The organism is Streptomyces sp. JNUCC 64, from assembly GCF_054484115.1.
Window position 1 is genome coordinate 1099890 of the sequence record NZ_CM137015.1, and the last position, 25070, is coordinate 1124959.

General features: G+C 73.2%; 24 protein-coding genes and 2 tRNA genes. 19 read left to right on the forward strand and 7 right to left on the reverse strand.

Translation table 11 applies throughout. The features are described 5' to 3' along the window. The first annotated feature begins 293 nt into the window (after window positions 1–293). From ACVWNX_RS04280 to ACVWNX_RS04320, 9 genes are all read left to right on the forward strand, one after another. Window positions 294–593 carry a chorismate mutase gene (locus ACVWNX_RS04280; protein ID WP_454412516.1) on the forward strand — a complete coding sequence of 100 codons (300 nt, stop codon included), beginning with the start codon at window positions 294–296 and terminating at the stop codon, window positions 591–593. Further along, entirely contained in the window at window positions 590–1501 is a 912-nt protein-coding gene (locus tag ACVWNX_RS04285; protein ID WP_454412517.1) for a menaquinone biosynthetic enzyme MqnA/MqnD family protein, read from the forward strand. The genes ACVWNX_RS04280 and ACVWNX_RS04285 overlap by 4 nt, the downstream gene beginning before the upstream one ends. Further along, window positions 1498–1791, forward strand: a complete 294-nt coding sequence (locus ACVWNX_RS04290) for a Dabb family protein (protein WP_454412518.1) — start codon at window positions 1498–1500, stop codon at window positions 1789–1791. Before ACVWNX_RS04285 ends, ACVWNX_RS04290 begins: the two co-directional genes overlap by 4 nt. 90 nt (window positions 1792–1881) lie before the next feature. After that, the gene (locus ACVWNX_RS04295; RefSeq protein WP_454412519.1) at window positions 1882–2298 is read left to right on the forward strand and encodes a DUF2000 domain-containing protein; all 417 of its coding nucleotides are present in this window, start codon (window positions 1882–1884) and stop codon (window positions 2296–2298) included. 183 nt (window positions 2299–2481) lie between these two features. Further along, entirely contained in the window at window positions 2482–3906 is a 1425-nt protein-coding gene (locus ACVWNX_RS04300; RefSeq protein ID WP_454412520.1) for a phenylacetate--CoA ligase family protein, read from the forward strand. Beyond that, entirely contained in the window at window positions 3903–4871 is a 969-nt protein-coding gene (locus ACVWNX_RS04305) for a branched-chain amino acid transaminase (RefSeq protein ID WP_454412521.1), read from the forward strand. Before ACVWNX_RS04300 ends, ACVWNX_RS04305 begins: the two co-directional genes overlap by 4 nt. A 47-nt stretch (window positions 4872–4918) precedes the next feature. Continuing rightward, window positions 4919–5545, forward strand: coding sequence for a prephenate dehydratase domain-containing protein (locus ACVWNX_RS04310; protein WP_454412522.1), 627 nt, complete (start codon window positions 4919–4921; stop codon window positions 5543–5545). Window positions 5546–5716: 171 nt separating this feature from the next. Then, entirely contained in the window at window positions 5717–6730 is a 1014-nt protein-coding gene (locus ACVWNX_RS04315) for an ornithine cyclodeaminase family protein (RefSeq protein ID WP_454412523.1), read from the forward strand. Window positions 6731–6864: 134 nt separating this feature from the next. Next, window positions 6865–7911, forward strand: a complete 1047-nt coding sequence (locus ACVWNX_RS04320) for a histidinol-phosphate transaminase (RefSeq protein WP_454414626.1) — start codon at window positions 6865–6867, stop codon at window positions 7909–7911. A gap of 111 nt (window positions 7912–8022) precedes the next feature. Here ACVWNX_RS04320 and ACVWNX_RS04325 read toward each other — a convergent pair whose 3' ends face one another. After that, window positions 8023–8475 (reverse strand): Lrp/AsnC family transcriptional regulator, encoded by a 453-nt coding sequence (locus tag ACVWNX_RS04325; RefSeq protein ID WP_454414627.1) that lies wholly within the window; start codon window positions 8473–8475, stop codon window positions 8023–8025. Window positions 8476–8646: 171 nt separating this feature from the next. Between ACVWNX_RS04325 and ACVWNX_RS04330 the strand changes: the two genes are divergently transcribed. Next, window positions 8647–9603, forward strand: a complete 957-nt coding sequence (locus tag ACVWNX_RS04330; protein WP_454412524.1) for a DMT family transporter — start codon at window positions 8647–8649, stop codon at window positions 9601–9603. 12 nt (window positions 9604–9615) lie between these two features. On the opposite strand, the gene ACVWNX_RS04335 is transcribed toward ACVWNX_RS04330, so the two are convergent. From ACVWNX_RS04335 to ACVWNX_RS04350, 4 genes are all read right to left on the reverse strand, one after another. Next, window positions 9616–10071 (reverse strand): hypothetical protein, encoded by a 456-nt coding sequence (locus ACVWNX_RS04335; protein WP_454412525.1) that lies wholly within the window; start codon window positions 10069–10071, stop codon window positions 9616–9618. Between the two features lie 132 nt (window positions 10072–10203). After that, complete coding sequence (gene prpB, locus ACVWNX_RS04340; protein WP_454412526.1) at window positions 10204–11106, reverse strand: methylisocitrate lyase; 903 nt, start codon at window positions 11104–11106, stop codon at window positions 10204–10206. 9 nt (window positions 11107–11115) lie between these two features. Next, the gene (locus tag ACVWNX_RS04345) at window positions 11116–12633 is read right to left on the reverse strand and encodes an MmgE/PrpD family protein (protein ID WP_454412527.1); all 1518 of its coding nucleotides are present in this window, start codon (window positions 12631–12633) and stop codon (window positions 11116–11118) included. 11 nt (window positions 12634–12644) lie between these two features. Continuing rightward, the gene (locus tag ACVWNX_RS04350; protein ID WP_454412528.1) at window positions 12645–13355 is read right to left on the reverse strand and encodes a GntR family transcriptional regulator; all 711 of its coding nucleotides are present in this window, start codon (window positions 13353–13355) and stop codon (window positions 12645–12647) included. Window positions 13356–13491: 136 nt separating this feature from the next. Here ACVWNX_RS04350 and ACVWNX_RS04355 point away from each other — a divergent pair, with 136 nt between their 5' ends. The 3 genes from ACVWNX_RS04355 to ACVWNX_RS04365 all read left to right on the forward strand — a co-directional run bounded on the left by ACVWNX_RS04355 (window position 13492) and on the right by ACVWNX_RS04365 (window position 16701). Beyond that, the gene (locus tag ACVWNX_RS04355; protein ID WP_454412529.1) at window positions 13492–14493 is read left to right on the forward strand and encodes a Bug family tripartite tricarboxylate transporter substrate binding protein; all 1002 of its coding nucleotides are present in this window, start codon (window positions 13492–13494) and stop codon (window positions 14491–14493) included. Between the two features lie 72 nt (window positions 14494–14565). Continuing rightward, on the forward strand, window positions 14566–15099 hold the full coding sequence (locus ACVWNX_RS04360) for a tripartite tricarboxylate transporter TctB family protein (protein WP_454412530.1): 534 nt from the start codon (window positions 14566–14568) through the stop codon (window positions 15097–15099). Next, window positions 15100–16701 (forward strand): tripartite tricarboxylate transporter permease, encoded by a 1602-nt coding sequence (locus ACVWNX_RS04365; protein WP_454412531.1) that lies wholly within the window; start codon window positions 15100–15102, stop codon window positions 16699–16701. It begins immediately after the preceding gene. Between the two features lie 237 nt (window positions 16702–16938). Here the strand turns inward: ACVWNX_RS04365 and ACVWNX_RS04370 are convergent, their stop codons facing one another. Further along, window positions 16939–18129: an MBL fold metallo-hydrolase gene (locus ACVWNX_RS04370; RefSeq protein ID WP_454412532.1), complete on the reverse strand. Its 1191-nt coding sequence runs from the start codon at window positions 18127–18129 to the stop codon at window positions 16939–16941. Window positions 18130–18565: 436 nt separating this feature from the next. Between ACVWNX_RS04370 and ACVWNX_RS04375 the strand changes: the two genes are divergently transcribed. From ACVWNX_RS04375 to ACVWNX_RS04400, 6 genes are all read left to right on the forward strand, one after another. Next, window positions 18566–19165 carry a carboxymuconolactone decarboxylase family protein gene (locus ACVWNX_RS04375; protein WP_454412533.1) on the forward strand — a complete coding sequence of 200 codons (600 nt, stop codon included), beginning with the start codon at window positions 18566–18568 and terminating at the stop codon, window positions 19163–19165. A gap of 864 nt (window positions 19166–20029) precedes the next feature. Continuing rightward, window positions 20030–21226: a Glu/Leu/Phe/Val dehydrogenase dimerization domain-containing protein gene (locus ACVWNX_RS04380; RefSeq protein WP_454412534.1), complete on the forward strand. Its 1197-nt coding sequence runs from the start codon at window positions 20030–20032 to the stop codon at window positions 21224–21226. 172 nt (window positions 21227–21398) lie between these two features. Beyond that, a complete protein-coding gene (locus ACVWNX_RS04385) occupies window positions 21399–22778 on the forward strand; it encodes a hypothetical protein (protein ID WP_454412535.1) in 1380 nt (459 codons plus the stop codon). Window positions 22779–22867: 89 nt separating this feature from the next. Beyond that, a tRNA-Tyr gene (locus tag ACVWNX_RS04390) sits at window positions 22868–22939 on the forward strand. A 12-nt stretch (window positions 22940–22951) separates the two neighbouring features. Beyond that, window positions 22952–23023, forward strand: a tRNA-Arg gene (locus tag ACVWNX_RS04395). A gap of 65 nt (window positions 23024–23088) precedes the next feature. After that, window positions 23089–23742 carry a TetR/AcrR family transcriptional regulator gene (locus ACVWNX_RS04400; RefSeq protein ID WP_454412536.1) on the forward strand — a complete coding sequence of 218 codons (654 nt, stop codon included), beginning with the start codon at window positions 23089–23091 and terminating at the stop codon, window positions 23740–23742. Between the two features lie 94 nt (window positions 23743–23836). Here ACVWNX_RS04400 and ACVWNX_RS04405 read toward each other — a convergent pair whose 3' ends face one another. Further along, window positions 23837–24910: a DUF6745 domain-containing protein gene (locus ACVWNX_RS04405; RefSeq protein WP_454414628.1), complete on the reverse strand. Its 1074-nt coding sequence runs from the start codon at window positions 24908–24910 to the stop codon at window positions 23837–23839. Window positions 24911–25070: the final 160 nt, after the last annotated feature.

Genomic DNA, 25070 nt, shown 5'->3' on the forward strand with positions numbered 1-25070 from the left:
GCGCGTATGCGTCACCCCAGGAGTCCCCGAAGTCAACCCCAGCAGCGATTTCCCCCTCCGTGGAGGACATCACGGGATTCGCTGACTGCGCGTTAGGCGAATATGACCGGATGCGTGTCATCCCCCCTCCCGGGCATCTCATGATCCGAGATGGGACCTTCGGTCCTTGCGTCGGTAACGCGACGCATATCTAAGATGGGGCGACCGCTGAACGTGACTACTCGTCGTAACGAAACCTCGGGCAACCGAAGGAGTTGGCGTACGTGGCACAGCACGACACGGGGGAATTAACGGTGGGCTCTCCGGAGAGCACCGCGCATATGGCATTGGAAAACGACCGTCGGGAAATCGACGCGCTCGACGCACGGATCGTCGAGATGCTCCGCAGCCGCCGCCGGATCTCCCACCGCATCCAGCAGCGCAGGCTGACCGGTGGCGGACCGCGCACCGTACTGGCCCGCGAGACGGCCGTCATCGACCGCTACCGGCAGGCCCTCGGTCCGGAGGGCGTCCCCCTGGTGACGGACGTCCTCCGGCTCTGCCGGGGACCGGCCCCCGCCGTCACGACCGACGGCGCCGAGCCCGCACCGTGAGCGCGGTCCACTCCGCTCGCCGTCCCCGGCCCGGCTCTCCCCGGCCCCCGGCCGCCCCGCTGCGGCTGGGTGACCTCTCCTACCTCAACTGCGTCCCGCCGCGCTGGGGACTGGCGCGCGGCGGGGCGCACGGGATCGCCGCCGACGTCTCCGGGCCGCCGGAGCGGATCGCGGCCGAACTCCTGGCGGGGCGGCTGGACGCCGGTCCGGTCAGCCTCGTCCGCTATCTGCGCCACACCGACGTCTGGGAACCGCTGCCCGGCGGTGTGGCGATCGGCGGCGACGGGCCGGTGCGCTCCTGCCACCTGGTGTCCCGCGTCCCACTGGAGGACCTCGACGCCGCAGGGGTCGCCCTCTCCGAGGCCAGCCGCACCACGAACCTGCTGGCCCGCGTCCTGCTGGAGGACGCCCTGGGGGTGCGTCCCCGCTACCACCGGGCGCCCCAGGACCTTCCCGGCATGCTCGCCCGCGCGGACGCCGCCGTCCTGATCGGCGACGAGGCGCTGCGGGTGGGCGCCGCCCCGCCACCCGGAGTGCGGGTGCACGACCTCGGCGCGCTGTGGCGCCAGTGGACCGGGCTGCCCATGGTGTTCGCCGTCTGGGTGGTGCGCCGTACGGTCGCCCGGGCCCGTCCCGAACGGGTGCGGGCGACGGCCACCGCCCTTCGGGAGGCCGTCGCCCTGGCCCGCGCGCACCCCTCGGCGGTCGCCGCGGCGGGCGCCGAGGAGTCCGCCCGCGGCCCGGGCGGACGGCTGTCCGAGCGGACCCTGCTCGACTACTACCGGGCCCTCGACCACTGTCTGGGCCCCCGTCAGCTCACCGCCGTGCGGGTGTTCGCCCGGCACGCCGCCGCGCACGGCGAGGTGCCCGGACGCGCCCTCACCCTCGTCCCGGGAGGACGCCCGTGATCCGCCACTACGTCCTGTTCAAGCTGAAGCCCGGCGTCTCCTGGGACGACCCCCGGGCCCGGCACGCCGAACGCGTCGCGGCCGAGGTGGGCGGTGAGGTCCCGGAACTCCGGGCGTGGACCGTCGGCCGGAACATATCCACCCGGCCGGTCGCCCACGACTTCGTGGCCGTCGGCCTCCTGGACGACATGGAGGCCGTGGAACGGTATCTGGTGCATCCGTTCCATCAAGAAGCCATCCGCGCCTGGCGGGAAATAAGCGACTGGGTCATCGCGGATGTCGAAGAATAACCCCGGATGAACTCGATGGAATCCGAGGGTCGTGTGCACGACCCCTGGAGTTCATCCGGATCCGCACGAGAACAAGGAATGGGGAACCCCGTGGGGTACCAGTACGAGAAGTGCGCCATTGTCGTGGACAAGGACCTTCCGCCGGGACTGGCGATGAATACCGTCGCCGCGCTCGCCCTGTCCGTCGGGAATTTCACCGAGGGCATCGTGGGCGACGACGTGAAGGACGCCGACGGCGGGCTGCACCGGGGGATCACCTCCATCCCGCTGCCCGTCCTGAAGGCCGACACCACGGAACTGCGGGACGTCGCGCTCCGGGCTGCGGGCGCGACCGGCGTCTTCGTCGTCGACTTCACCTCCGTGGCGCAGTCGTCGCGTTCGTACGACGAGTACACGCGTCGCACCGCCGACATCCCCACGGGTGAACTCCCCTACATCGGGCTGGCCGTGTGCGGCGAGCGGAAGGCGGTGGACCGGATCACCGGAAGCCTGCCGCTGTACCGCTGACTCCGTTACCGCTGACCCCACCCGGCCGCCGTCGACCGTGGCGCCCGGGACCGGGTCCGTCCGCCGGTGGGGCCACGGCCCGTCCATGGCCCCACCGGCGGCCCGCCGCGCCCGCGCACGGGCGCGCCCGGACACCCGCCCCCGAACCCCCACCCCGCACGCGAACGATCACGTGAGGAAGGCATGTTCACCGTCTTCAACGAAGAACTCGCCCGTACCGCCCGCGAGATACGCGACCGGCACCTCGCCTTCGCGGCCGGTCACTGGACCGAAGAAGAGCTGTACGCCCACCAACTCGACGCGCTGCGCGCCACGCTGGCGTACGTGAAGCAGCGCTCCCCCTTCTACGGACGGCACCTGGCGGACGTGGACCCCGAGGGGATCGCCTCGCTCGCGCCCGACGCCCTCGCCGCCGTCCCCTTCACCACCAAGGCCCATCTGCGGGAGGAGTTCGACGACGTCCTGTCGCTCCCCCCGCACAAGGCGTGGATCTTCTACGAGACCACCGGCACCACCGGGCGCAGCACCCCCTGCCCACGCGACAACACCGACTCCCTGCACAACAACACCGCGCTCACCGTCCACTACGACACCGTCTTCCGCCCGTACGGCGACGAACAGATCATCGGCGTCTCCGGCCCCACCGAACTGCACGCCTTCGGGGACACCTTCGGCGACGTCTGCCGCAACCTCGGCCACGCCGTGGTGAAGATGTGGCCGCACTCGCCGATGGTCGGCTTCGACCGGGCGCTGACGACCCTGCGCACCCTGCGCGCGAACGGGCTGTTCAGCACCCCCGGCATGGCGCTCGCCCTGGCCCGCAAGGCCCGGGCCGCCGGGCTCGACCCCCGGCGGGACTTCCACCTCGACGTCATCATGTGCACCGGGGAACTCGCCTCGCCCAGTCTGCTGGCGAACATCGGCGAGGTCTGGGGCGCCCGGGTCCACAACGCCCTGTACGCCTCGCAGGAGGCGTCCGTGATGGGCGCCGCCGGAGCAGACGGCGGGCTGTACACCGCGCCGCTGCTCAATCTCTACGAGGTGATCGACCCGGACACCGGCCGGGCCGTCTCCCCCGGTGCCGACGGGGTGTGCACCGGTGAGCTGGTCGTCACCTCCCTCTACCAGGGCAGCAAGCCACTCGTGCGCTACCGCACCGGCGACCTGGTCCGGCTCCGGCCGCCCACCGGGGCCGGTTCGCTGCCCTCCGCCACCCTGGAGGTGCTCGGCCGCACCCGTGACGCCCTGGTCATCGGCGGCCACCGGATCAGCGGCTACGACCTGGAGGAGCTGCTGCTCGCCCAGCCGCGCGGCTACCTCGACTACCAGATCGTCATCGACGCGGTGGACGGCCGGGACGAACTGACCCTGCGGCTGGACCTCCCCGAAGACCGGGACGGGGTCCGGCTGGACGAGGAGGCGATCGTCCGCGCCGTGGCCGAACGGCTCGGGGTGCCGGTCCGCTTCGCCCACGGCGCGCTGGGCGGGGTCACCACCACCGGGGCCATGGTCAGCTGGAAGGCCGCCCGGGTGGAGGACCGCAGGCCGGGCGCCCCGGACGAGGAGCGGTCCGCCGCGCTCGCCCTCGTCGGCGGGCGGGCCCAGTGACCGTCGCCCGGGAGGGCGCCCCGGCGCGCCCCTCCCCCGCCGTCGCCCCGATCGCCTACCACGACGGCGCGTTCGTCCCGCTGGAGCGGGCGGTGGTGCCCGTCACCACCCAGGCCCTCCAGTACGGCACCGGGGTCTTCGAGGGCATCCGGGCCTATCCGCGCGAGGACGGCGGGCTCGCGCTGTTCCGCGCCGCCGACCACTACCGACGGCTGCTGCGCAGCGCCCGGACCCTGCGGATCGACGTCGGGCACTCCGTCGACGAACTGTGCGACCTCACCGGGGAGTTGCTCCGGCGGATCGGCGCCGTCGACGAGCTCTACGTCCGTCCGCTCGCCTACAAGCGGGCCCTGCTGCCGGGGCAGCGGCCGGGGGTGGGACTCTCCGGGGTCTCCGACGCGCTGTCCGTCAACGTCTTCCGGATGGGCTCCCTGAGCGACCCGGCCGGGATCAACTGCGCGGTCAGCTCCTGGCGCAGGCCCTCCTCCGACGTGCTGCCGGTGCGCGCCAAGGTGACCGGCGGCTACGTCAACAACGCGCTCGCCGCCGACGAGGCACGGGCGGCCGGGTACGACGACGCGATCCTGCTGAACGGGCGGGGCCAGGTCGCCGAGGCCACCACCTGCAACGTGTTCGCCGTGATCGGCGGACGGCTGGTGACCCCGCCGGTCACCGCCGATCTCCTGGAGGGCGTCACCCGGGAGACCGTGATCACGCTCGCGGCGGACCTGCTGTCGACGGAGACCGAGGTCCGGGACCTGGGCCGGGACGAACTTGCGGGCGCGGACGAGGTGTTCCTCACCGGGACCGGCGCGGAGATCGCCCCGGTCACCGGACTCGCCGGACGCCCCGTGGGCGACGGCGTCCCCGGTCCGCTCACCACCGCGCTGTTCTCACACTACCGGTCCGTGGTCCGCGGCGCGGACCCGCGCTACGACCACTGGCTCCACCCCGTCCACCTCTGATCCGGCGCGACCGGACGACCCAGCGGCACCCGTCCCCGGGGGGACTCATGACCTGCAAGGCACCCCACTGGATAGACACCTCACTCACCGACGGCCCACCCGTCGAAACCATCGGCACCCTCGGCCCCACCGGCACCAGCAGCGAGCAGGCGGCGCTGCGGATGCGGGCCGACCACGGCGGCCACCCGACCGCGGACATCCTGCTGTACGACACCTACGAGCAGGCCGGACAGGCCCTGCGCGAAGGGGCCGTGAGCCATCTCGTGATCGCCAACGCCTACGCGGGCGTCCACAGCTTCTACATGGATCCGAAGCTCCGCTTCGCGGGGGCCTTCCTCTTCGATACGCCGCACTACGGCATCGCGGTCGCGCCCGGGCGTCCGATCCCCAAGCGGCCCCGCATCGCCACCCATCCGGCACCGGTCGCCCTGGTGGAGGAACTGCTGCCGGCGGAGTACTCGGCGGAGGGGATCCAGTACGCGGCCTCGACCAGCGCCGCCGCCGGTCAGGCCCGCCGGGGCGAGACCGATCTGGCCCTGACCACCCTGCCCGCGGCGCTCGCCAACGAACTGGAGTTCATCTCCCGCACCCGGCCGATCCGGATGCTCTGGTCGGTGTTCACCCTGCCCGGCCCGGCGCTCGGGTCCACGCGGGGACCGGCCGCGAGCGCCTGAGCCCACGGCCCACCGGGCCCACCGCCCCGCCGCCGGACGGCACCGCGCACCGGCCGGGGCGACCGTGCGGGCCGGGGACCTCCCGGCCCGCACGACCCGGCCCGCACACCCGCACACCCGCACACCCGCACACCCGCACACCCGCACACCGAGGAAGGAAGACATCGACCCATGCTCCTGATCGACCGGGACACGGTACGCCGGGTCTACCCGGTGACCCGTGCCATCGAGGTGATGGCCGAGGCCATGCGCCGCTACAGCTCCGGCCTGGTGGACCAGCCGCTGCGCACGATCCTGCGGCCGGAGCGCGACAGCGGACTGCTGGGGACGATGCCGGGCTTCGTGTCCGGCGACGACCTGGCCGGATACGGGCTGAAGGCGATGGTGCTGAAGCCGGAGAACCCCGCACGCGGACTGGACCTGCACATCGGGGTGGTGATGGTCTTCTCGCCGGACACCGGGGCCCCGCTGGCCCTGATCGACGCGGGCGCGGTGACCGCCGTGCGGACCGCCGCGGTCTCCGCGGTGGCGACCCGCGCACTGGCCCGTCCGGACGCCGGTGACCTCGCGGTCCTCGGCTCCGGGGTGCAGGCCCGCGGCCATCTGGAGGCCATGGCCGCCGTCCGGGAACTGCGCCGGGTACGGGTGTGGAGCCGGACCCCGGAGCACGCCGAGGAGTACCGGCGCTGGGCCGCCCGGGAGCTGTCCGTCAAGGTCGAGCCGGTGGACACCCCCGCCGAGGCGCTGGCCGGGGCGGACCTGGTGTGCACCACCACGGCGACCCGGGAACCGCTGGTCGAGGCCGTCCACCTGGCGCCGGGCGCCCATGTCAACGCCGTCGGCGCCTCGTTCGCGGACCACCGGGAGCTGTCCGCCGGGGCGGTGGCGCGGGCGGCGTTCTTCGTGGACAGCAGGGAGTCCGCGCTCGCCGAGTCCGGCGATCTGCGGGCCCCGCTGGAGGCCGGGCTCGTCGGCCCCGACCACGTCCGCGCGGAGTTGGGCGAGGTGCTGCTCGGCCGTCATCCGGGGCGCGGTGACGCCGGGGAGGTCACCGTCTACAAGTCGCTCGGTCTGGGGGTCCAGGACATCATGTCGGGCTTCGCCATCGCGGAGGCGGCCGCCGCCGAAGGACTCGGCCACCACTGGGACCCCGACCGCCCGTCACGAGAGGAGCCGACCCCGTGAGTACGACCACCGGACCCGGTCCGGCGCGCCCGGCCGGAGAGCGGGGCTCCCCCGCCCCGGGCTCCCCCGCCCCGGACTCCACCGCCCCGGACTCCACCGCTGCGGGTTCACCCGTCACCCCGCCGACCCGTGCCGTGCTGGCCGGGATCCCCGCCTACGTCCCCAAGCCCCCGGCACCGCCCGCCGAGGGACCCGTCCACCGGCTGTTCCTCAACGAGAACCCGTATCCGCCGCTGCCGTCGGTCCGGGCGGCCGTCGCCCGTGCCGTGGACGAGGCCCACCACTATCCGACGATCCACCCCGAGCGGCTCACCGCCGCCCTCGCGCGGTACCTCGGCGTACCGCCCGGGCACCTCGTCACCGGGCCGGGCTCGGTAGGGATCTATCAGCAGATCGGGCAGGCCCTGCTGGAGCCCGGCGACGAAGTCGTCTACGCCTGGCCCTCGTTCGAGGCGTATCCGATCGTGGCCCGGATGGCGGGGGCCGTCCCGGTGGAGGTACCGCTCGTGGACGGGGTCCACGACCTGGAGGCGATGGCCGCCGCCCTCACCCCGAGGACCAGGGTGGTCTTCCTCTGCGAGCCCAACAACCCCACCGGCACCGCCGTCGGCGCCGACCGCCTGCGCCGGTTCCTGGACCGGGTCCCCGGGGACGTGCTGGTGGTGCTGGACGAGGCGTACGTGGAGTTCGTCCGTTCCCCCGACGCGGCCGACGGCGTCGCCCTCCACCACGAGCGGGGCAATCTGCTGACGCTCCGGACCTTCTCCAAGGCGTACGGGCTGGCGGGGCTGCGGGTCGGCTACGGGGTCGCCCCGGCCCCGCTCGCCCAGGCGCTGCGCAAGTGCGCCGTGCCGTGCGGGGTGAGCCGGGTCGCCGAGGAGGCCGCGCTGGCCTCGCTGGAGGCGGCGGACGAACTCCTCGCCCGGGTGGACCGGGTGGTCGCGGAACGGGAGCGGACCCGCGCGGCGCTGCTCGGGCTCGGCTGGGAGGTGCCGCCCAGCGCGACCAACTTCCTGTGGCTGCCGGTCGGCACCGCCGCCGGGGCGGTGGCCCGGCAGTGGGAGGCGCGCGGGCTGCTGGTGCGCGCCTTCCCGGGCGCCGGACTGCGGGTGACCGTGGGCGCCCCCGGAGCGAACGACCTGCTGATCGCGGCGGCGAAGGAGGGACCACCGCCGTCCTGACCCGCCCCGCCGGTCGGCCCCATCGGAGCGGACCCGCCGCAGCGGGCCCCGCGACGGACGCCGGCGGGCCCGTCGCGCGGGCCCGTCACGCGGGGGCGTCCAGGGGACCCCTCACGTGGGGCCGATGACCTTCCGGCGCTTGTGGCCGTAGACCACCGACGTCCGTACGTCCGCGAGTTCCGGACGCTTGGTCAGCTTGTCGAGGACGACGGCGTGCAGATGGTCGGTGTCCCGGACGGCCACGTGCACCAGGAAGTCGTCGTTGCCGGTGAGGACGAAGATCGAGATCACCTCGGGCATGCCCTCCAGGAACGCCTGGAACGCCTCGATCACCGCGCGCGTCGGCGGGCGGACCCGGACCGCGATGACGGCCTGGAGACCCCGGCCGATCGCCGCGAGGTCGACCTCCGCGTGGTATCCGGTCAGCACGCCGCGCTGGCGCAGCGAGCGGATCCGCTCCAGACAGGTGGAGGGGGCGATGCCGAGCGCCTGGGCCATGTCCCGGTTGGTGCGCCGACCATCTTCCTGGAGCATCCGCAGCAACGCCGAATCTAGTTCGTCCACGGCCACCTCACTCTGTCGGATTCCGATACTCATTCGGATTCTAAGCATGCCCACCGACACTCTTGCTAGCCTCATCGCAGATTACTTGCCGTTCGTTCGGTCACTGCGGGTACACGGCAGCGAGGTGAACGTGCTCGCCCGGCCCGGCTGACCAGGAAGAGGTGGATCGGGATGGGTGAGCGAGGGCCCTCGGCGGGCGCGGTGGGCGCCGTCGTGGCGGCCGCACTGGTGTGGAGCAGTTCCTACGCCGTGACCAAACACCTGCTGGACGACGTGGGCCCGCTCAGCATCGGCGCCATCCGGTTCACCCTGGCGGCCCTGCTGCTGGCGGCGCTGGTGCGGATGGCCCGCAACCGGCCGCCCCGGCCGGACGCCCGGCAGCGACGGCTGCTCTACGCCAGCGGCTTCCTCGGGATCACGCTCTACTTCATCCTGGAGAACGTCGGCGTCGACCTGTCCACGGCCTCCGACGCCTCGCTGATCGTGGCCACCTATCCGCTGATGACGATGCTGGTGGAGCTGGTGGCCTTCCGCACCCGCATCCCGCCGCTCCGGGTGACGGGCGTCCTGCTGGCCGCCGTCGGCGCCTACCTGATCGTCCGCAACGGCGCCGAGGTCGGCGGCAGCGCCCGCTGGTTCGGGGACGTGCTGCTGCTGCTCGGCGGCCTGGCCTGGGCCGTCTACAACGTGCTGGTGAAACGGGCGGGCGCGGGACAGGACGCCCTGACGATCACCTACTACCAGACCCTGGCGGGCGCGGCCGGGTTCCTGGTCGCCGCCCTGTTCGAAGCCGGGGAGTGGCGGATGCCGGACGCGGCCGCCTCCTCGCTGCTGGTCTACCTGGCCGTGGCGTGCTCGGTCGGCGGTTTCCTCCTCTACAACTACGGACTGCGGCGGATGGCGTCCAGCGTCGCCGTCAACATCCTCAATCTGGTGCCCGTCTTCGGGGTGCTCGGCGCCGTGGTCATCAACGGCGAGTCCATCCGTCTCGCGCAGGTCGCGGGCGGTGCCGTCATCATCCTCGGGGTGACCCTGGGCATGGTGGAGCGGGCCCCGGCGACGGCGCCGGAGGCCGGTGACCCGGCCCCCGAGCCCGCCGGGGCCGGACCCCCGGCCCGGCCCCGGTGACCCGGCCGGTGCTCACGCCTCGACGGTGACGCGGACGGGCCGCCCCTCCGCGTCGTGGTGCACGGCGGGCCAGTAGCCGTCGAGCGTGCGGTCCGCCGCCAGGCCCTCGAAGTGGAGCTGGGCCGTCCCGGCCGCCGTGACGACCAGCGTCGAGGGGACGGCGTCCCGGAGGAACTCCGCCCGTTCCCCGGCCGTCTCCGTCCCCTCCGCGCCCCACTCCCACAGGTGTTCCACGGCCCGCTCCCGCAGGACGGCGAAACCGGTGAGCAGGGAGCGGACGCGCGGCAGCAGCGCGGTGACCGCCGCCGCGCCGGGCTCCCCGGCCGGGTCCGGGGAGTCGACGGTGACCGTCAGCTCCTGGCCTCCGGCGCGGACGGTGACGTAGCGCTGGTCGGCGAGCCCGTCCAGGGCGGTGAAGTCGTCCGGGCCGGACGGCGCGGCGGCCCCCGGGGGCGGGGTGTCGGTCAACGGGACCTCCTCGACGGCGGGCGCGGGTCGGCGTCCGGCGGCCGGGCGCGGGGGTCGCGTCCGGTCACCGTATTCTGCGCGTCCGGGACCGGCCGCCGCTCCGGCCGTCCCCCGCCCCTCAGCACCCTCCGGTCACTCCCCCTCCAGCCGGAAGTCGAAGACGGAGGAGTCGAAGCGGCCGTACCCCTCGTAGTCCACGAGGTCGTACAGATCGCGCCGGTGCTGCATCTCGTCGAGCCGGTCGGTCAGCGCGCCCCGGTCCCGGAGGGTCTCCAGGGTCCGGTCCGCGGCGCCCATCGCCATCCGCAGCAGGGAGACCGGCCAGATGACGAGGTTGACCCCGACGTCCCTGAGCTGGTCGACGGTGAAGAGTTCGCTCTTGCCGAACTCGGTCATGTTCGCGAGCAGCGGCACGTCGACCGCGGCCCGGACCCGTTCGAACTCGTCGAGGGTGCGCAGCGCCTCCGGGAAGACCGCGTCCGCCCCGGCGTCGACCAGCCGTCTCGCCCGGTCGACGGTGGCGTCCAGGCCCTCCACCGCACGGACGTCGGTACGGGCCATGATCAGGAAGTCGGGGTCGCGCCGGGCGTCGACGGCCGCCCTGACCCGGCGCACCGCCTCCGCGGTGCCGACCACCTGCTTGCCGTCCAGGTGACCGCAGCGCTTCGGGTTCACCTGGTCCTCGATGTGCAGCCCCGCGAGGCCCGCGTCCTCGAACTCCTGGACGGTGCGGGCGACGTTCATCGGCTCACCGAACCCGGTGTCCGCGTCGGCGAGCGCCGGGAGATCGGTGACACGAGTGATCTGACGGGTGCGGGCGGCGACTTCGGTCAGGGTGGTCAGCCCGATGTCCGGAAGTCCGAGGTCGGCGCTGAGCACCGCCCCCGAGACGTAGATCCCGTCGAAGCCCCGGCGCTCGATCAGCCGGGCGGAGAGCGGATTGAAGGCGCCCGGCAGCCTCAGGAGTTCGCCCGAGGACAGCCGCTCGCGGAAGTGCCGTCTCTTCGCGGTGTCGGTGCGTGTGGTGTAGAGCACGGCCGCTCCTCAGAAGATTCCGGGCAGGCCCGCGGAGGGCAGCCGGTCCGCCTGGGCGACCAGGGTCAGCTCGCGCACCTCGTCCACGCTCAGTTCCGGCAGGCGCAGGGCGAGGGCGAGGAACCGCTCGACCTCGGCCTCCCCGAGGACCGGGGTGGCGAGGGTGCGGAACTTCTCGACGTAGTGCTCCCGGACGAAGGGCCGGGCACCCGCCGGGTGGGCGTCCGCCACGGCGATCTCGTCCTCCACCACGCTGCCGTCCGTGAGCGTCACGACGATCCGGCCGCCGTACGACTGGCTGTCGCCCTCCTGGTGGTAGCGGGCCGTCCAGACCGGGTCCTCGACGGTGGTGATCTTCCCCCAGAGCTCCACGGTGTCGGGCCGGGTGGCCCGCTCGGGGAGGTAGGAGTCGACGTGGTGCCAGCGACCGTCCTGGAGCGCTACGGCGAGGATGTAGGGCAGGGAGTGGTCGAGCGTCTCACGCGAGGCGTTCGGGTCGTACTTCTGGGGGTCCCCCGCGCCCGAGCCGATGACGTAGTGGGTGTGGTGCGAGGTGTGGACCACGATGCTCTCGACCTTGTTCGGGTCGGCTACGACGGGGTGCTCCCGCAGCAGCTTCCGCGCCAGGTCGATCCACGCCTGCGCCTGGTACTCCGCCGAGTGCTCCTTGGTGTAGCTGAGGAGGATCGCCTCCTTGGGCTCCCCGGGACCGGGCAGCGGCACCTCGTACCGGCCTTCCGGGCCGTCGAGGAGCCAGGCGATGACGCCGTCCTCGCCCTCGTACACGGGGGCCGGGCTGGTCTCGCCGCGCATCGCCCGGTCCACGGCCTCGACCGCGAGCTTCCCGGCGAAGCCCGGCGCGTACGCCTTCCAGGAGGAGATCTCGCCCTTGCGGGACTGCCGGGTCGTGGTGGTGGTGTGCAGCGCCTGGCCGACGGCCTGGTGGATCACCTCGGTGGAGAGCCCGAGGAGGGTGCCGATGCCCGCCGCGGCCGAGGGGCCGAGGTGCGCGATGTGGTCGATCTTGTGCTTGTGCAGGCTGATGGCGCGGACGAGGTCGATCTGTATCTCGTAGGCCGTCGCGATCCCGCGGACCAGCGCGTGGCCGTCCCGGCCGGTGTGCTGGGCGACGGCGAGCAGCGGCGGGATGTTGTCGCCGGGGTGCGAGTAGTCGGCGGCCAGGAACGTGTCGTGGTAGTCGAGTTCGCGGACGGCGACCCCGTTGGCGTAGGCCGCCCACTCGGGGCTGGTGCGGACCTCCGGCCCGTGCCCGAAGAGGGCGGCTCCCTCGCCGCCCCGGCTCGGGGCGTGGGACAGGGCCTGCGCACGCGCCGAGGAGGGGGCGGTGCGGTCCAGGGAGGCGGCGGCGACGGCCGCGTTGTCGATGAACCGGTTGACGATCATCTCCGCCACGGGGCCGGTGACGTCGACCGGGTCCGTGGCGACACGTGCCAGCTTCCAGGCCAGCTGTTCCTCGCGGGGGAGGTTCTCCTCGCTGCGGTGGGATCGGACGAGGTGCTTCTCCATCGGAGCGTCTCCTAGTTCGGGGTGCCCGGCTTCGGTACTTCCCCGGAAACGGCCCGCTCAGCGGGGTGCCAGGACCGGCGGAAGTGTTCGAAACCGTTATGCAGGTGTACATGAGTGGCGTGGAGGGCGAGGGCGGAGTCCCCTCGGGACACCGCCCGCGCGATGAGCGCGTGCTCGGAGGCGGACGCCTCCAACCGGGCCTGTGAGTGGCCCGCCATGCGTCGTACCCGGGCGACGTGACTGCGCAGGTTCTCCAGCGCGTCGACCAGGAACGAGTTCTCCGTGGCCTCGTTGATGGCCTCGTCGAAACGCCGGATGAGGGCGAAGTACTCGCCCACCTGTTCGTCGGGAACGGTGGGGCCACCGAAGAGTTCGCGCCATCGCGCGAACTCTTCCGCGAACCTCACGAATACCGTTGACTCCCCACGGGAGGCGGCGAGTTGGGCTGCCTGCGCTTCCAGACAAGTGCGCAGCTCGAAGAGGTTGCGGACATCGCGGTCATGGATCTGGGTGACCACGAGACCGCGCTTTCCGGACGGTTCGACGAGACCCTCGGAGGCGAGCTGGCGCAGTGCCTCGCGCACCGGTGTCCGGGAGACACCGAGGCGCTCGGCCTGTTCCACTTCGAAGAGGGGGGTGCCGGGTGGCAGACCCCCGTCGAGGATCTCCGACCGTAGTTGCTCGTAGACACGTCCTGCGGCAGTGGAGGAAGCGGTCGGCATACCCGGAGTGTATACACGAGCCAAGTCGTTACGTCACGACTGAGGCAGAGTCTGCGAAAAGTCTTGTGGGTGACCCCGAGCCTGTATACATTCCGTCTCCACATCACCCACCCGCTGGAGAGACGAGGACGTCTCGATGAAGATCACCCGTGTCGCCGCCACCGCTGTGGCCGCCGTCATCGCCCTCAGTGGATGCGGCAGCAACGACACCTCCTCGAAGTCGGCCAAGAACGGCGAGTTCGAGGCGCTGAACCGTCTGCAGATCATCGCGCCCGCCGCCCCAGGAAGTGGCTGGGACCAGACGGCCCGCGCGAGCCAGGACGCCCTGAGAGCCACGAAGCTCGCCAAGAGCCCGGAAGTGAGCAACGTTCCCGGGGCCTCGGGGACCGTGGCCCTCGCACAGGTCGCGCCGCAGCGCGGCGAGAAGGACCTGTGGATCACCTCGGGCCTCGCCATGATGAGCGGTGTCATCAGCAGCGGCACCGAGGTCACCCTCGACAACCTCACCCCGCTCGCCCGGCTCGTGGGCGAGTACGAGGTCATCGTCCTGCCGAAGAACTCGCCCTACAAGTCGGTCGAGGAACTCTTCGAGGCGATCAAGGAGGACCCGAAGGGGGTCTCCATCGCCGGTGGCTCCGCCGGCAGCGCCGACCACATCTACGTCGGTCTGCTCGCCAAGCACTTCGGCGTCAAGCCGTCCGACGTGAACTACGTCGCCTACAGCGGCGGCGGCGAGGCGGCCACCGCGATCATGGGCGGAAAGGTCCAGGCGGGCGTCTCCGGCCTCAGCGAGTTCGCCGCCCAGATCAAGGACGGCAAGCTCAAGGGCCTGCTGATCTCCTCGGACAAGCAGCTGGACGACGTCACCTTCGCCCAGACCGCCGCCGACGTCGACGCCTCGCTGGAGTTCCAGAACTGGCGGTCGATGATGGCCCCGGAGGGCCTGGACAAGGGGCTGGAGGCCCAGTACCTGGAGGCGCTGAAGCGCATGCACGCCTCCCCGTCCTGGAAGGAAGCCCTGGAGAAGAACGCCTGGAACGACAACTACATCGCCGGTCCCGAGTTCGCTACGTGGCTCAAGGAAGAGAACGCCCGGGTCAAGACGGTCCTGGACGAGCTCGGCCTGTCCAAGAAGTGATCTGACCGGCTCGGTGGGTGCCCGTGACGCACGGGCACCCACCGACCAGGCGTGAGAAAGGCACAACCACTCATGAGCACCCACCCCACACCCTCCGGGACCTCCCCGGCCCGCGGCCGTCGCGCCGCGGTCCCGCTGGGCGAATGGGCCATCACCGCCGGGCTCCTCACCATCGGGGTCATCACCCTGTTCGACGGTCTCGGGCAGACCGCCTCCACCTCCGCCTCCGGGGTCGGAGCGGGCTTCATGCCGAAGGTCGTCGGCGTCCTGCTGATCGGGCTCTCCGTGGCGCTCGGCGTCCAGGTGGCCCGGGGGCAGCGCGGCACCGCCGACGAGGGCGAGGGCGACGTCGACGTCCGCAGCACCCACTGGGTGCCGTTCGCCGTCTGCGCGGGCGCGGTCCTGATCTTCATCGTCGGCGTCGAGTCGCTGGGCTACGTCATCGTCTCCTCGGTGGCGTTCTGGCTGACCGCGTGGGCCTTCGGGGCCCGCGCCCACCTCAAGTCGGCCGCCATCGCCGTCGTACTGTCCCTCGCGGTGTATCTGATCTTCACCCACGCGCTCGGCATCGAACTGCCCGCCGGAATCCTGGAAGGGGTGCTCTAGATGTCGGGTTGGGAAGGACTCCTCCACGGGCTCTCCGTCGCGATCACTCCGGAGAGCCTGCTCTTCGCGCTGATCGGCACCATCGTGGGCACGCTGATCGGCGTGCTGCCGGGCATCGGCCCGGCGCTGACCATCGCCCTGCTGCTGCCGATGACCTACGGGCTCGAACCGGCCAGCGCCTTCGTCATGTTCGCCGGCATCTACTACGGCGCCATGTACGGCGGGTCCACCACGGCGATCCTGCTGAAGACCCCGGGCGAGTCGGGATCGGTCATCACCGCGATCGACGGCAACAAGATGGCGCGCAAGGGACGCGGGGCCGCCGCCCTGGCCACCGCCGCCATCGGGTCGTTCGTCGCGGGCACCATCGCCACCCTGCTGCTGGCCTTCTTCGCGCCGTGGATGGTCGAGGTGGCGATCCACCTGGGCGCCCCGGACTACTTCGCGCTCATGGTGGTCGCGTTCCTGACCGTCAGCGCGCTGGTCGGCGGCTCGCCGCTGCGCGGACTCGTGTCAATGGCGCTCGGCCTGGTGGTCGGCATGGTCGGGATCGACTTCCAGAGCGGTCAGCAGCGGCTGACCTTCGGCGAGGTCTCCCTGCTCGACGGGATCGACACGGTCGTGCTCATCGTCGCGCTGTTCGCGATGGGCGAGGTGCTCTACGTGGCCGCGCACCAGACGTCGAGCCGGTTCGAGGTCATGCCCGTGGCCAAGGGCGACCGCTGGATGACCCGGAACGACTGGCGGCGCGCCTGGAAGCCGTGGCTGCGCGGAACGTCCGTCGGCTTCCCGCTCGGGGTGATCCCCGCCGGTGGCTCCGAGATCCCGACGTTCCTCTCCTACACCCTCGAACGCAAGCTGTCGAAGCGTCCGGAGGAGTTCGGGAACGGCGCGATCGAGGGGGTCGCCGGGCCGGAGGCCGCGAACAACGCCAACGCCGCCGGCACCCTGGTCCCGCTGCTGACCCTCGGCATCCCGACGTCGGCCACCGCCGCCGTCATCCTGGTGGCCTTCCAGCAGTACGGCATCCAGCCCGGTCCGCAGCTGCTGGACACCCAGTCCGCCCTGGTGTGGGGCCTGATCGCCAGCCTGCTGATCGCCAACGTCATCCTGCTGGGTCTGAACCTGCCGCTCATCGGGCTGTGGGTGAAGCTCCTGGACATACCGAAGCCCTACCTCTTCGCGGGCATCACGGTCTTCGCCCTGCTCGGCGCGTACGCCGTGAACGGCAGCACCTTCGACGTGGGACTGCTGTTCTTCTTCGGGGTCGTCGGCTATCTGATGCGCCGGTTCGGCTTCCCGATCGCCCCGATGATCGTCGGCGCGATCCTGGGCCCCCTGGCGGAGGTCCAGCTGCGGCGGGCGCTCGACATCGCGGGCGGTGACGTCACCACGCTGGTGTCCACGCCGTTCACGATCGTCGTCTACCTGCTGCTGGCCGCGGTGCTGGCGGGCGGCGTCCTGATGCGCCGTTCGGCACGGCGTCGTCCGGCGCCGGTCGCGGTCGCCCCGTACCCGGCGGAGGTTCCCGTCGCCGTCGACGCGCCGGCCCCCCAGCCGCCGCAGCACTCCCCGGAGTCCCCGAAGACCCCGGAGAACTGACCCCGGCACCCCCGCGACACCCAGGCGTTACCCCCGCGACACCCCCGTACGACCCCCGCAACACCCCCGCGTCACCCCTGACTCACCCCCATGTGAGCCTCCGCCGCCCGGATCCCTTCCCGTCGCCATGCGACGCGGGGTCCGGGCGGCGGTGCGTCGCGGTCCGTCGTGGGGCGGGGGCCACTGGGGTCCGGCCCGGTCGGCCATCCGCCCGGCCCCGTCACGTCCGGCCGCGCGTCACCGTTCGCCCGCGAAGTCGGGGGTGTCCTTACGGTCCTCGACGGGTCCGCCCGTGGTGTCGGACGGCCGCCACGGGCGGGGCAGGGGCGGGGACACCGTCCGCCACCAGGGGTCCTCCGGGACGCGTCCGGCGGGTTCGAACGGCTCGCCCGGACGGGGCGATGCCACCGTCTGGCCCGCTTCCCCGGCCGCGTCCGCCGTCCACTCCCCCGGCTCCGCCCAGGCGTGCGGCGCCAGGTTGAACGTGCCCCAGTGGATGGGCAGCAGCACCCCCGACGGGGCGCCGCCCTGGAGGTCCAGATGGGCGCGCAGCCCCTCGGCCGGGGTCATGTGGATGTCAGGCCAGAAGTCGCTGTAAGCACCGATCTGGATCATCGTGACGTCGAAGGGGCCGTGGTCCGCGCCGATCTCCCGGAAGCCGGTGAAGTAGCCCGTGTCGCCGCTGTGGTAGATCCGGTGCTCGTCGCCCGCCACGACCCAGGAGGCCCACAGGGTCTGCTGCCGGTTGCGCAGCCCCCGGCCGCAGAAGTGGCGGGCGGGCGTCGCCGTGAGGGTGAGGCCCGCGATCCGGGTGGACTCCTGCCAGTCCAGCTCGCGCAGCCGGTCCGGGGCGACGCCCCAGCGCTCCAGATGGGCGCCGACGCCGAGGGGCACCGCGAACACCGTGTCGGTCCGGGCGAGCGCCTTGATCGTGGGCATGTCCAGGTGGTCGTAGTGGTCGTGGGAGATCACCACCACGTCGACCGTGCCCAGCGCGGCCAGCGGCACCGGGACGGGGTGCAGCCGCCGGGGACCGGCGAAGGCGAACGGCGAGCAGCGCTCCCCCCAGACCGGGTCGAACAGCACCCGGCGCCCGTCGATCTCCGCGAGCACCGTGGAGTGCCCCATCCAGGTGATCCGCAGCCCGTCGGCCGGGGGCCGGGCCAGTTCGGCGCGGGTGTCCGGGTGCAGCGGGACCGGCCCCCTGGGGGCGCGCAGCGGGCGCAGTTCCTTGTCGAAGTACACCGCCGCGAACCGTCTCGCCGAGCCCGAGGGCCTGGTCCGAGCGGTCTCCGGGTTCTGGAACGACCCGTTCGCGAAGTGCGGCGAGCGGTGGATCCGTGCCAGTCGCTCCCCCTCCGCGTCCGCGCCGAAGGCGGCGGGCCGCAGCGCGCGGAGCCCGGAGCGGAGGGAAGGAAGTCGGGTCACGGTGCCTCCTGGGCGTTCGAACGGGCGCCTTCCATTATGTGCGGCGCTCCGGGCGACGCGGGGTGCCGTACCCCGCCGGTGTCCGTTCCCGGTGCGGACGGGGCACGGGCGGGGCACGGACGCCGGCGGGGACGGCACGGGCCGACCGGGGCCGCGGGGTCCGTTCCGGTCGGGTGCGCGGACGGCCGGGTCCCGCCCTCCGCCCCTCACCGGAGCGGTCGCCCCCTCCTCCGGCCGGAGGCCACGGTGACCGGCCGGGCGGGGAGGCCGCTCCGACCAGCGGGAAGGCCGTGGCCAGCCGGACCCGGCGCCCCGGTGACCGGCCGGGACGTCACGCTCGGAGCCGGTGCCTCGCAGCCGGATGTCACATCCGGCGGGTCCGGTCCGTCGTACGGGTGAAGCGACTCGCGCACCGTACGCCCGGAGGCAGATACCCATGACCCGCATTTCGATGAACCCGCCCCGTACCTTCTTCTACCGCGCCGTCGAGTGGTACGCGAAGCGGTCGTACGGTCAGGTGCTCGATCCGGTGCGCGCGGCCGGACACCACCCCCGGGTGCTGCGCTCACTGATGGGGCTCGAACGGTCGGCGGCGAAGTGGGACCGGCTCGACCCCACCCTCCGGGCACTGGCCGAGATGGGCGTGGCCGTGGTGATCGGCTGCTCGTGGTGCCTGGACTTCGGGTACTGGGAGAGCACCCGGCGGGGCGTCGCCCCCGAGAAGCTCCGCGAGGTGCCGCGCTGGCGCGACAGCGAGGTGTACACCGAGGTGGAGCGGGACGTCCTGGAGTACGCGGAGGCCATGACCGCGACCCCGCCCGCCGTCACCGACGAGCTGGCCGACCGGCTGCGCGGCCGACTGGGCGAGGCGGCGTTCGTGGAGCTGACCGCGATGGTCGCGCTGGAGAACCAGCGCTCCCGCACCAACGCCGCGCTCGGGCTGACCAGCCAGGGGTTCAAGGACTCCTGCGAGGTCCCGCCCCCCGGGGCACGGCAGGGGGCCGTCCCGGCGGGCGGGGGCGAGGGCGAGGGCTGAGGCGGGGCCACGGAAGCGGGTCGGCGGGGCTGACGGCGAGTGGCCCCGGCTCCCGGCCCACGGCCCACGGGGCGGGAGCCGGGGCACCGGGGCCCGGGGCACCGGGGAGAGACGTCAGGAGGAGGCCCCGGAGGGAACCCTGGTACGAAGCACCCGGGCCGGGTCCGGTCCAGGTCCAGGTCCGGGTCCAAGTCCGGGCCGGGGGTCCAGACCCGGTCCAGGGCCGGGGCGGAGTGGGGTGAGGGTCCGGGCCGGGGTCCGGGCCGAGGTCCTGAGCCGGTCCAGGGCGGAGTGGGGTCCGGGCCGGGGCCAGGGCCGGGGTCCGGGCCGGGGGTCCAGACCCGGTCCAAGGCGGAGTGGGGTGGGGGTCCGGGCCAGGGCCGGGGCCGGAGTGGGGGTCCAAGCCCGGGTCGGGGTCCCAGCCGGGTTGTTCGGGGTCCGTCCGGGGCCAAGCCCGGGGCCAGGGTCCCAGCCCGGGGTCCGGGTCCGGATCCGGGGTCCGGGGTCCGGGTACCCCACTCGGGTACCCGGACCCACCTCGCCTCCCCCGGATGTCGAGCGATACGGGCGGAAGCGCCACGGACGCGGGCCCGGACGCCGTAGCATGCGTCCCCCGCCCACCGGCGGGCGGAACACCGTGGTGGTGCCGTTCCGGGCCCTCGGGACGGCACCACGTGCGCGCGTGCCCGGGGTCTCCGTCAGGCGGGTTCCCCGCGGTGACCGGCCGCGTTGACACAGCGGCGACGGGGTCCCGATACTGACCGCCCGTTCAGTTCCCTCAGGCCGGTCGGCCCCGGGCCCTCCCTCCTCGTCACGGGCCCCTCCGGGTCGCCGGATCCACTGAAACAGCCCCCGGGAGTCCCTGTGCCGACCCTCCAGACCGTTTCCAGCCCGCTGATATCGCTCGTGTGGACCGACCACGTCACCGGGCGCCGCGGCTACTTCGTGGTCGACCGGCTGGTGCGCGGCGTGGCCAGCGGCGGGCTGCGGATGCGCGAGGGCTGCACCCTGGAGGAGGTGACCGGCCTGGCGCGCGGCATGACCGTGAAGGAGGCCCTGCACTACGACCCCAAGGCCCGGTACGTACCGCTCGGCGGCGCCAAGGGCGGCATCGACTGCGACCCCCGGGACCCGGAGGCGTACGGGATCCTGGTGCGGTTCCTGCGGGCGACGCGTCCCTACGTGGAGAGCTGCTGGACCACCGGCGAGGACCTCGGGCTGAGCCAGGACACCGTGGACCGGGCCGCCGCCGAGGCGGGCCTGGTGTCGAGCGTGCAGGCCGTGTACCCGCTGCTGGAGGACGAGGCCGGGGCCCGGCGCCGGCTCGCGGACGCGTTCGGGGCCGAGGTGGACGGCATCGCGCTCGACGAACTGGTCGGGGGGTGCGGGGTGGCGGAGGCGGTCCTCACCGCCCTCGACCACACCCGGACGCCGTACGCGGGGACGCGGGTGTCCGTCCAGGGCTTCGGCACGATGGGCGGGGCGACGGCCCGTTTCCTGGCCCGGGCCGGACTGACCGTGGTGGCCGTGGGCGATGTGCGGGGCACCATCGTCAACCCGGCCGGACTGGACGTGGAGGCGCTGCTGCGGGCGCGGGACGCGTTCGGGGCCGTCGACCGCGCCGCCCTGCGCGAGGGCGACCGGGAGATGCCGGGGGACGCGTGGCTCGCCGTCGACGCGGAGGTCCTGGTCCCGGCGGCCCTCTCGCACGTCATCGACTGCACCAACCAGCACCGGGTCAAGGCCCGTTGGATCGTCGAGGCCGCCAACATGCCCGTACTCCCGGCGGCGGAGTCGCTGATGACGACGCGGGGCATCTCGGTGCTGCCGGACGTGGTGGCCAACTCCGCTACCAACGCCTGGTGGTGGTGGACGCTCTTCGGGGACATCGGCCCCGACCCGGAGGAGGCGTTCGCCCACATCCGCACCTCGCTGCGGGAGCTGATCGGCCGGGTGCTCGCCCGCGCCGAGGCCGACGGGACGTGTCCCCGGTCCGCCGCCCACGCGCTGGCCGCCGAGAACCTCGGGGAGATCACCGAGCGGTACGGCACCTACGTCTGAGCCGGGCCGCGCACGGGGGCCGTTGCGCGAGCGGGGACGGCCCCCGCGCGGGGGTGGTCCCCGAGCGGTCTCCCGGGCGGGACGACGCCCGCCCGGGCCCGTGGGACGGACGGAACACGGCGACGGCGATATCCGGTGGATCCATGGGCGCCCGGGATGCCAGCCTGGCGCCATGTCCATCGATCCCCGCCCGCCCCGGGAGCCGCGCCCCGCGGACCGGCACCTCCACGCGCTGCACGCCTCCCTGAGCCAGCGCAAACGGCCCGAGGACGTCGCGCAGTTGGTCCTCGACCTGTACGAAGCGACCGGCGAGCCGCTCGACCGGAGCACCCGGAAGTCCCTGGAACGGGCCTCGCGGACCTCGTTGCGCAGGTTGTGGCACGGCTACACCTCGATGCTGGAGGAGTTCGCCCGCCCGGTGGGCGCTCAGCGCCAACTCGCCACGGCTGCCGAGCTGTTCGCCTCGGTGGAGGCCCTGCCGGAGGAGGCCGGTGACGATCCCGCGCGGGTGGCGGAGGTGATCCGCGCGGCGGGCGGCGAGATCTGCAAGGAGTTCGGACGCAACGACTTCCTGGCCGACCGGCTCAACCGGGCGGCCCGCGAGGAGGCCGGACTCGGATCGCTCTCGAAGCGGGCGTACAACAAGCGGTTCCGGCTGCTGCGCCGGATGGAGGACAAGCTCGCCCGGATCGTGGTGGAGCTGCGCAAGCGGGAGATCACCATGACCGGCAAGAGCGGGCTGGCCTCCCGGCTGGACTACCCGGTGTTCGCGGCCGACCACGGGACGGCCGCGTTCGTCGCGTACCTCACCGCACGGGCCAATCTGCGCAGCGAGTTCACCATCACGGGACAGCCCGAGGCGTACGACACGGTGGCCGAGAAGCTGTTCCGGCGGCTCGACCCGGCGACCGCCGACTGGTTCGCGGTCGCCCACGTCCATCCCACGGCGACCGTGCTGGACCGGCTGACGGACCGGGAGCGCGGGCATCTGCTGGGCCTCTGGTACCGGGTGCTGACCGAGGTCGCCGATCAGCTCGAAGCGGTGTGGAGGCGGCGCCCGTTGGACCGGACGACGATGGTCGTGCGGCGCGGCGACGACTCGACGACGTGGAACCAGGCGGCGCGGGCCTGGTCCACGGCGCGCGGCAACTGGTTCGCGTTGCTGCGGGCGATGGGCGCGGACGAGGTCCTCGACCGGGTGTGCCCGGGGAAGGTGCTGCCGCTGGTGGCCGCCGACGTGGCGGCCTGGCACCGTAGCGTCGGCGGCGGGCTCCATCCCGACACGGGGGTGTGGGCGGAGCTCCCGCTGCCCTGGGAGGCGGTGCGGGGCACGGTTCCCTGCCCCCGCCGGCTGGTCGAGGAGGTCTGCGTCCGGCACGGGGTGGACCCGGCGGCGGGCGGCTGGACGGCGGCTCGTGCCGAGGCGCGGGCGGTGCCCTTCCGCCCGACGCCGGAGCTGGTGCACGGGGTGCGGGTAGGCGATCCGCTGCTCGCCCGGCTGCTGCGGTCGGCGGGGGCCTACTCGGGCAAGGGCGGGCCCTCGGAGGCGTGACCGCCCGCTTCGCGGCCCGGCCGGCCCGGCCTCCGGAGACGTCGCCAAATCCGTTGCTCCCCCGGCCCTCTCCGGTCAGGATGGAGCCCGGCGAGGAAGCTCAGTGGTGGAGCGCCCGGCTGTAAACCGGGTGGACGCAGGTTCGAGCCCTGCCCTCGCCGGGTGCGTACGGGCACCGGGAAGCTCTGCGGTGGAGCGCCCGGCTGCGGACCGGGTGGACGCAGGTTCGAATCCTGTTCCGGTGTCCGTGCGCACGCGCCCGCCACTGCCCGGCACCCCGTCACCCGTCATGAACACTTAAGGTTGTGGTGTGGCGAGAGTGCGGTTGAGCGTCGGGGAGCGACGCGAGGAGTTGGTACGGGCCGCCATCGAGCAGATCGAGGCCCGGGGCGTCGCCGCCGTGCGGATCGCGGACGTGGCCGCGGCGCTCGGCGTGAGCAACGCGCTGGTGCTGTACCACTTCGCGTCCAAGGAGAAACTCGTCGCCGCGGCGTTCGCCCACGCCGCCGAGGCCGATCTGGCCCGGTTGCGCTCGTCGCTGGGGCGCCGCACCACCGCGGTCCGCAGACTGCGGGCCGCGGTGCGGTGGTACGCGCCGACCGGCCAGGCCAAGGGCTGGCGGCTGTGGATCGAGGGCTGGGCGGTCTCCCTGCGGGAGCCCGCGCTCCGGGCGGTGACCCGGGACCTCGACCGCCAGTGGAAGGCCGCGATCACCGAGGTGATCGCGGAGGGGGCGGCAGCCGGGGAGTTCGTCTGCGAGGACCCCCGGGGGGTGGCCCTGCGGCTCACCGCGCTGCTGGACGGGTTGGCCGTCCAGGCCACGGTCTACACGGGTAGCGTCTCGCGGACCCTGCTCCAGGGCTGGGTGGACGAGGCGCTGGCCCGCGAACTGGGGCTCACCCCGGCCGAGCTGCGGGCGGAGCGCCGCCGGGGAACGTCCGGTCGGCCCTCGGACCCCTCCTGACCCGGGGCATCCGGACTCCGGCGGACGGCGACGGCCGGAACCGTCCGTCCCGGGGCGCCCCGACGACGGACGGCCGGTGCCGTACTCGTCACCGTCAGGTCTCGCGCAGCGGGGCGTACTCCTCCTCCGTCAGGCCGAAGGTCCAGGCGACGCCCTCCCGCGCGGTCCTGGTGGCCGGGGGGACCCGCAGCCAGTAGGTGCGGCTGGTGCCGTCCGGTTCCGGGGTGGAGTTCACGACCTCGACCATCACCACGTCCTCGTCGTCGGCCAGCGGGACGCACCAGAGCTGACCCGTCCCGTCCCGGTGGCGCGGGACCGCGCCGGACTCCGCGAGGTAGCGGTCGTACCCGAAGTGCTCCAGCATCACCCGGCGCAGTTCGGCGTTCTCCTCGTTCCGGATGCGCTCCGGGGTGAGGCCCGCCAGTTCCTCCAGGAACGAGCCCGGGACCGGCATGCCCCGCCAGGAGTACAGGGCGAAGCCGTCCGGGTAGACGACGGCGGGACCGTCGGCCCGGTCGAGGCGGCCCGCCTCGTCACGGTGGAGTTCCACGGGCCGCTCGCACACCACGGCGACCTTCTCGTAGGGCCACCACCACCCGGCGGAGCGGGCCACGGCCGCCACCCCGTCCAGCGGTCCCTCGGTGTCGAAGGCGCAGAGCCAGGCCGCGTCGTGCTGGCCGAGGACCGCGTCCAGGAGCAGCATCCGCAGGGTGCGCTCCTCGCTCCGCGACCGCTGGCGGCGGGTCTGGGCGTCGTCCTCCGACTCCCCTGGCGGGGCGGTGGCGAGATCGCCCACCGCCTCCTCGACCAGGCCCTGCCGCAGTCGCCGCACCAGCAGCTCGGCCGGTTCCCCGAGCTGTCCGCCGGTGGTCGCCCAGTGCGCCGACCAGCCGCGCGGTCCCAGACCGTCGAACAGCCGCTGCCGTTCGGCGGCCCAGGGACCGTTCCGCACCCGGTCGCGCACCCCCGGGCCCGGGTCGCCGCCCAGGGCCATGGCGCCTCCGGCGATCAGCCGCACCGCCTCGCGCGGCGAACCCGCCCAGACGATCCGCTCCGGCTCCGCCAGACCGGCCCGCCGGTAGGCGAGACGGATCCCGGCCTCCGCGGCGGCCCGGTCAGCACCGCCCGTGGCCGTGGCCACCGCGCGCCAGTGGGCGACCCGTGCCAGCACGTCCGTCCCGGCTCCGTCGGCGTCCACACCGGTCACGCCGTTCCCGACCGTCTCCTCCACCCGTACCGCCATGTCCCGCCGCTCGCTTCCGTGCTCGTGCCGACGCCGCCCCGGACGTCTCTTCTGGATGCTCTGAGTACTTCTTGACTCTCACTCG